This window comes from Microcystis sp. M179S2 (genome assembly GCF_020245805.1).
Taxonomy (GTDB): domain Bacteria; phylum Cyanobacteriota; class Cyanobacteriia; order Cyanobacteriales; family Microcystaceae; genus Microcystis; species Microcystis aeruginosa.
Window position 1 is genome coordinate 1 of the sequence record NZ_JADBUE010000320.1, and the last position, 7,238, is coordinate 7,238.

Consider the following 7,238-nt stretch of genomic DNA (forward strand, 5'->3'; position numbering starts at 1 on the left):
CCATTAGAATTGTGGAATGGCCAATAATCTAAAAACTGAAAACAGGCAAGAGCAGTGCCATCGTTAGCATGACTTTCGGGTGATTGTTCTGCTTTATTTTTGGACTTTTCTAGTCGCAAATGTTTTCTGAGATTAGAGGTTTGCCAACCAAAGCGAGTCTGGACTGCTGCCAATTGAGACAGTTGCTCAATAGCCCATTTTTGTCCGACCATAACCGACGAGAAATCTTTTCCAGACTTAGCCCCTTTTCTACCGGAAGTTAGATCAATATCGGCTTTGATGTACTCAAAGTAAATATCGGTAATTGGATAGATTTTGGTTAGTTCGGAAGCGACGCGAAGTTCAAGTTGACGATTAGCTCTGATTGAGGGAGCTAATTTTCCTTGTTTTCTATTTGAAAATCGTTTTTGTCGATGCGCTCTTAGATTAAAAGAAAGTTGGCGGTTAATCCGTCTTCCTCTACGTCCTTTTCGCATTAACCGTCTATTGTCTAGGCGCTCTCTTACTCGTTTAAAAGGAAGTTCTAAGTGAGCCTTCCAAAGAGTAAAAAGAGAGGATTGAACGCCAATTCCAGAGAATAATTTACCCGGGTCAATACCAATGGCAATTGGTTGGGTTTTACTATCGGAAGGTTCATCGGTTAGCTGGACATAGAAAATATCTAAGTCGTTGAATTTACCGATAGCTTTTCCTTCTTTAATCCACCGTCTGGCCCGACTGGGTTTGGTGGGCATCAACGGTTTTCCGTCTTTTGAGATAACAGGAACTCTTGCCATGGAGATAATCCTTAAGAGTAAAGTTAAAGTCCCTTACCGCAACACAATCAAGATGTCTTGTCTAACAACGCTTTACCAATAAAGCTTAGAGGGAATCCGAACTAGGGAAGCATTCGGAAGTCTGTGCCAGATTGTGTCTCGATGCGGTAGTCTCTACTTGCGTCGCCTAAATTGGTCTAGGCAAGCCCCGTCGCTTTTAGGGCGGGGTTAGTGACTAGTCTGTTTAAAAGTTCTCGCTGGGGATTCCCAGAAGGATTTTGCCGAGAGGCACTCTGACAAACTGCAATTTCTAATTAACTCTCGCTCAACCTCCCGCTAAACCCTATGTCAAATCGTTCTGCTTGTCAACCCCCTTCGAGAATCGACTCTAGAAATATTACCTCAATATGGCATCGGTAAACTTAATCCCTTTCAAAGAATAAAATTTTCCCAAGCTCTCAGATGAGTCCTGAATGGTTAGCCTATAGTAAAGACAGCCCCCTGAGTTGATAACAAAACCCATGCAGAAATTGGTGGAAGTTTTAGCTGATAAACAAGCTCTGATCGCAAAATCTCTGGCGCTGGTTCTGGAAAAAATCACAACCAGCCTCGACCAACAGGACTATTTTACCATCGCTCTGTCCGGCGGTAGTACCCCGAAACCTCTCTACGAGGCTTTATCCTCTCAACCCCTCGACTGGTCAAAAATTCAAGTTTTCTGGGGAGATGAGCGCTACGTTAGTCCCGATCATCCTGACAGTAATCAACGCATGGCCCGGTTAGCATGGCTCGATCGCATACCGATCCCGGCCGCTAATATTCATCCTATGCCCACGGATGAACCCGATCCCCACCTGGCCGCCCAAAAATACGATGATCATCTCCGCCAATGGTTTGGGGTCAATTCTCCCGATTTTCCCGTTTTTGACCTGATTTTATTGGGAATGGGCGATGATGGTCACACCGCCTCTCTCTTTCCCCACACGGCAGCTTTAACGGTAAGCGATCGCTGTATCACCGTCGGCGAGAAAGACGGCAATCCCCGCTTAACTTTTACCGTTCCCCTGATCAATCAGGCCCGTTGTGTGATCTTTATCGCTGCCGGCGAAAGTAAACGCCCCGCTCTACATGAGATTTTCTCTGCCTATGGTGACTCTTTCTCCTATCCTTCCCGTCTCATCCACCCCCCGGCCGGGGAATTATATTGGTTACTCGATGCGGCCGCTGGTTCCTCTTTTGTCTAGAGAATAGGGGAATAGGGGAATAGGGGAATGGGGAAATTCAACTAAAACCCTAAAACCCCCCGCAACGCGCACGCAGTGACCACCCCAAAACCCCAAAACCCTAACACCCCAAAACCCCAAAACCCTAACACCCCAACACCCTAAAACCCTAACACCCTAACACCCCAAAACCCTAACACCCTAACACCCCAAAACCCCAACACCCCAGCACCCCAAAACCCTAACACCCCAACCCCTAATCTGCTTTTTTACTTTTTACTTTTTCCTTAAAAATGATCGTTTGTCCTAATTGCGAACATACTAACCCCGATGAGGCCAGTCAATGCGAGGCCTGTTACACTCCCTTGCCGCGGATGTCTTCCTGTCCTAATTGTGGGGCAACCATCCAAACTGATGCCACCTTTTGCGGTCAGTGTGGCGACAATTTACAGCCTAATTCCGTTCCCATGGTGGCAGCCGAGACCGAATCGGAATCGGAACCTGAACCCGTCCCACCGGTCCCTACACCCACCGTCGCCTCGATCGCACCTCCTCCTGTTGCTCCTCCACCGGTTCGGGCTGCCACCCGCTTACAGACCGAAATAGCTAGTTTGCAGCACCTGCAAACCGATAGCAAAATTGAATTACCCCTACATCTATCGGTAATTCATATCGGCAAACCTAACGATCTCATTCCCCCCGATATCGATGTTTCCGGTTTTCCCGATTCTGATATCGTCTCCCGGGTTCATGCCGATATCCGTGTCGAAGCGGGCATCTATTACCTCGAAGACAGCGGCAGCGCTAACGGAACCTACGTTAATCACACTCCCCTACCCCCCGGCAATCGTCATCGTCTCCGGGCTGGCGATCGCATTTCCCTCGGTAAAGGGGACAAAATGACTTTTATTTTCCAAATGTCCTAAAAGGGGACAGGTGTTAGGGGTTAGGGTTTTCGGGTTTTCGGGTTTTCGGGTTTTCGGGTTTTCGGGTTTTAGTTGAATTCCCCCACTTCCCCATTCCCCCACTTCCCCATTCCCCCACTTCCCCATTTCCCCATTTCCCCACTGAAAATTATGCGTACAAATTGGCGAATCGGCTCTTTATTGGGCATTCCTCTCTATATTGATTCCTCGTGGTTTTTGATTCTGGCTTTTGTCACCTTGATCAATGCCACTGATGCAGAAATTCAGTCTCTGGCCGCCCAGAGTTCTGTTTTAGCGTGGTTACTTGGTTTAATCATGGCTTTATTGCTGTTTATCTCGGTTTTACTCCACGAATTAGGTCATAGTTTAATGGCTCGTTGCCAAGGCATCCAGGTCAATTCCATTACCCTGTTTCTCTTTGGAGGTATGGCCTCGATCAATCGAGAATCTCGGACTCCTCCAGAGGCCCTGCAAGTAGCGATCGCTGGACCCCTCGTCAGTTTTCTCCTGTTTTGTCTCCTATCCCTAGCCAGTCACTTACCCTATTTAAACGCCAATTTAACCTATATATGCGGGCATTTAGCGATAATTAACCTATTTTTGGCTCTATTTAATCTTATCCCCGGTTTACCCCTCGATGGGGGTCAAATTTTCAAAGCAATGGTCTGGCAAGCGACCGGCGATCGCTGGAAGGGTTTACATTGGGCTGCGATCAGTGGTCAATTAATCGGTTGGTTAGGGATTATTTTGGGGATTTTCTTGGTTCTCTTGACGGCAGATGTGGGGGGTGCTTGGTTAGGATTAATAGGCTGGTTTATCCTCAGAAATGCCAGCGCCTACGATAATTTAACTAATTTACAGGAAAGTCTCCTCAATTTCACAGCGGGAGAGGTGATGAGCAGACATTTGCGGGTTTTAAACGCCCATCAAACCCTAGAGGAATTCGCCCAAGAATACGTTTTAGACCGAGCGGCTGCCAATACTGCTTATTTTGCCGCTTCCGAGGGACGTTATCGGGGATTAATTCGGGTGGAAGATTTACAGGCGATCGAGCGGAGTTTCTGGTCAGAAAAACAACTGCTTGATATTGCCCATCCCCTCACGGAAATTCCCACTGTTGAGGAAAAAACCCCCTTAGTGACAGTGGTGCAGAAATTGGAAACCATCCAGGACCCGATGATCACGGTGTTAACACCAGCCTCCGCCGTAGCGGGAGTGATCGATCGCGGCGATATCCTCAAGGCAATTGCGATTAAATACCAAATTCCCCTAGAGGAAACGGATATTGAACGCGCTCGCGAGGGAGTTTACCCCAGTTATTTGCCCTTAAATGTTATTGCTGCCGCTCTCGACAAGAGTGAACCGCCAAAAATCGGCGAACCGTCCTTAATGTCCTGACGTAGAGAGGATGGAAGATAATAATCTTGAATCTGGCTAATCCGAAAATTTCCTCGCTGGTTAACCTGCCACAATTTCCCCGTTTCCACATCTAAACAACTTAACCAGCCTTGGCCGTAGGCCCAAGTATCGATACAAATGGCATGGCCGAGATTAACTGGTTTCCCGCTTTTTTGGCTGGTATGGCCGCAAATCATGGTTTTTCCCGAACTATGGGCGGCGGGATATTGAAATTTCTCCCAAAAGAGTTTGTATTCTGGTTGTCTGGCTAGGGGTAGATGGGGATCGAGACTAGCGTGAACAAATAAATGATTGGCAGTTTCGTAGCTATTTATACAGACTTTTCCTAAAAAATCCCAGTGAGATTCAGGAATTTTAATTAGGTGGCCTTCACTATAGGATTTGAGGGTGGCTTTACCGCCTTTTTCTAACCAGAGACGCTGTTTGAGGGGGTTATTACGGGCTTGCAGCATGATAATCTCGTGATTACCTTTGAGGGGAATCAAATTTCCCTGTTTATGTAGGGAAATCAGGCGATCGATCACCCCTTTCGAGTCTCTGCCCTTATTAACGTAATCACCGAGGGTGATTAAAGTATCTTGCGGTTTGGGGTTGACGATCTCTAGTAAGTGATCTAGAGCTTTCGAGCAACCATGAATATCGCCGATCGCTAAGGTTCGCATGAGGATTTGGTAGGGGATTAGGGCATAGGTACAGGTAAAAGTATTAAAAAAATCTGCTCACGACAAACAGCGATTATCGGTGATCTTGCTTAGGGTAACAAAAAGGCTTACAGTAAAATGTACCATAAATTATCAAATCTACTAAATTAATTAAGCTGTGCCGAAAGTTGTTATTGCAGGTAACTGGAAAATGCACAAAACCCAGAGAGAAGCTTTGGAGTTTTTGCAAGATTTTAAATCCCATCTAGAGGAAACCCCCGACGACCGAGAAGTAGTTCTTTGCGCGCCTTTCACAGCTTTAGCTGTCCTCTCTAAAACCCTCCACGGCGGTCGTATTCGCTTGGGGGCGCAAAATGTCCACTGGGAAAAATCGGGGGCTTATACGGGCGAAATCTCGGCGGATATGTTAACCGAAATTGGGGTTCACTATGTGGTTATCGGTCACAGTGAACGCCGGCAATATTTCGGCGAAACTGATGAAACCGTCAATTTAAGGGTCATATCTGCCCAAAAACAAGGTTTAATCCCGATTATCTGTGTGGGAGAAAGTAAGGCCCAAAGAGATGCTGGAGAAACGGAAAAGGTAATTATCAAGCAAATTCAAGGGGGTTTAGTCAATGTTGACCAAAAAAACCTCGTTATCGCCTACGAACCCATCTGGGCGATTGGGACGGGGGAAACCTGCGAAAGCGAGGAAGCTAACCGCGTTATCGGTTTGATTCGGCAACAATTAGACAATCCCGAAGTAACCATTCAGTACGGTGGTTCGGTAAAACCCGATAATATCGATGAAATTATGGCTCAATCGCAGATAAACGGGGCTTTAGTCGGTGGGGCGAGTCTAGACCCCGCCGTATTCGCTAGGATTGTTAATTATCGCTAATTGATGCTGCTGCCATGACGCGATTTTCCAAAACCCCGATGCCTTCTATTTCCACCCGAACCTTATCCCCCACCTGCATCGGTCCGATTCCTTCGGGAGTTCCCGTTAAAATCACATCCCCCGGCAGCAGGGTCATCACTTGAGAGATATAAGCCACCAAGACATCGGGAGGAAAGACCATATCGCTGAGATAACTGCTTTGTTTGGGTTCGCTGCCATCATTGAGAAAAGTGGTTAATTGCGCCCCGATACTCAATTCCCGGACAATCCAGGGGCCGAGGGGACAAAAACTGTCAAATCCTTTCGCCCGCGTCCATTGGCTATCTTTTTTCTGTAAATCCCTAGCGGTGACATCGTTAGCAATGGTATAACCCCAGATTTTACTTCTGGCCTGGGCTGTGGTGCAGTTTTTGGCGGTTTCTCCCATAATTAATGCCAATTCTCCCTCATAATCCACTCTTTCCGATTGGGGCGGATAAAAAATAGTTTCACCATCGGCGATAATTGTCGTCGGTGGCTTGAGAAATAAAAGCGGTTCTTCCGGTACAGGTGTTCCCATCTCGGCGGCGTGGGCGCGGTAATTTTTGCCCACGGCAATAATTTTCGACGGGAAACAGGGGGCTAATAGTTGGTAGCTATCGGGTTCTAATTCTAGCTTGGTTAGTTGCCCTCCTTGCCAGGGAGGGGCATCAAAGACGGCAACGCTACGGTTTAGCTGTAACAGTCCGTAGAAGATTTGTCCTTGACGATGTTTCACTCGTACATAGCGTTGCGCCATATTTTTCTGGGAATGACTAGCGATCGACTCTCGGATAGTAGTATGATCATATATCCTTGCTTCTTTATTAAAAGCTAGAGAGTTATGAAAATCAATTAACCTCCGGTCTTGACAAAGAAGCCTTCTAGTCCATAAGGATTCTGAGATGAGCAATAACTACGAAACTCTTTACATTCTCCGGCCCGATTTAGGGGAAGAAGTCGTTCAGCAACAAGTGGAACGTTATCGGACTCTGATTAGCGAACACAGCGCCACAGACATTCAAGTGAAGGTGTGGGGTAAAAAACGTCTGGCCTATCCCATCAAAAAACTCAATGATGGTGTCTATGTGCAGATGAATTATCAGGCCAGCGGCAAACAAGTCGCCCCCATGGAACGGGCCATGCGTTTAAGTGATGAGGTTATTCGTTATTTAACCCTAAAACTCGATCGCGTGGTGGCCCCCCCTGCGGATTTATCTCCCTTAACGGAAATTCCCCCCTCTCCTATCACCGAAGCGGTGGTGGAAGATGACGGTATCTCCGCTGAAGATTAATTATAGTCACAACTGTGTCGGGTCAATGCCCAATTCCCGTAATCGGGCAAAAGCGCG

Annotated in this window: 8 protein-coding genes; 5 read left to right on the forward strand and 3 right to left on the reverse strand. The window is 47.0% G+C overall.

Annotated features, from left to right (window positions below):
- Positions 1-776, reverse strand: a 776-nt coding sequence (locus IM500_RS20050; protein WP_287739405.1) for an RRXRR domain-containing protein, incomplete at its 3' end; no start/stop codon positions are given.
- A gap of 500 nt (positions 777-1,276) precedes the next feature.
- Between IM500_RS20050 and pgl the strand changes: the two genes are divergently transcribed.
- From pgl to IM500_RS20065, 3 genes are all read left to right on the forward strand, one after another.
- Positions 1,277-1,999: a 6-phosphogluconolactonase gene (gene pgl, locus IM500_RS20055; RefSeq protein WP_190718507.1), complete on the forward strand. Its 723-nt coding sequence runs from the start codon at positions 1,277-1,279 to the stop codon at positions 1,997-1,999.
- Between the two features lie 272 nt (positions 2,000-2,271).
- Positions 2,272-2,904, forward strand: a complete 633-nt coding sequence (locus IM500_RS20060) for a double zinc ribbon and FHA domain-containing protein (protein WP_190718509.1) — start codon at positions 2,272-2,274, stop codon at positions 2,902-2,904.
- Positions 2,905-3,054: 150 nt separating this feature from the next.
- Positions 3,055-4,302, forward strand: a complete 1,248-nt coding sequence (locus tag IM500_RS20065; protein WP_287739406.1) for a site-2 protease family protein — start codon at positions 3,055-3,057, stop codon at positions 4,300-4,302.
- Here the strand turns inward: IM500_RS20065 and IM500_RS20070 are convergent.
- Positions 4,221-4,985, reverse strand: coding sequence for a metallophosphoesterase family protein (locus IM500_RS20070; protein WP_147070243.1), 765 nt, complete (start codon positions 4,983-4,985; stop codon positions 4,221-4,223). The two genes, IM500_RS20065 and IM500_RS20070, sit on opposite strands and share 82 nt — an antisense overlap.
- Positions 4,986-5,142: 157 nt before the next feature.
- On the opposite strand from IM500_RS20070, the gene tpiA reads away from it, so the two are divergent.
- Positions 5,143-5,868 carry a triose-phosphate isomerase gene (gene tpiA / locus IM500_RS20075; RefSeq protein ID WP_002801963.1) on the forward strand — a complete coding sequence of 242 codons (726 nt, stop codon included), beginning with the start codon at positions 5,143-5,145 and terminating at the stop codon, positions 5,866-5,868.
- On the opposite strand, the gene IM500_RS20080 is transcribed toward tpiA, so the two are convergent.
- A complete protein-coding gene (locus IM500_RS20080) occupies positions 5,855-6,646 on the reverse strand; it encodes a fumarylacetoacetate hydrolase family protein (RefSeq protein ID WP_190718545.1) in 792 nt (263 codons plus the stop codon). The two genes, tpiA and IM500_RS20080, sit on opposite strands and share 14 nt — an antisense overlap.
- Before the next feature lie 145 nt (positions 6,647-6,791).
- Between IM500_RS20080 and rpsF the strand changes: the two genes are divergently transcribed.
- Positions 6,792-7,181: a 30S ribosomal protein S6 gene (gene rpsF, locus IM500_RS20085; protein ID WP_002769143.1), complete on the forward strand. Its 390-nt coding sequence runs from the start codon at positions 6,792-6,794 to the stop codon at positions 7,179-7,181.
- The last annotated feature ends 57 nt before the right edge of the window (positions 7,182-7,238 follow it).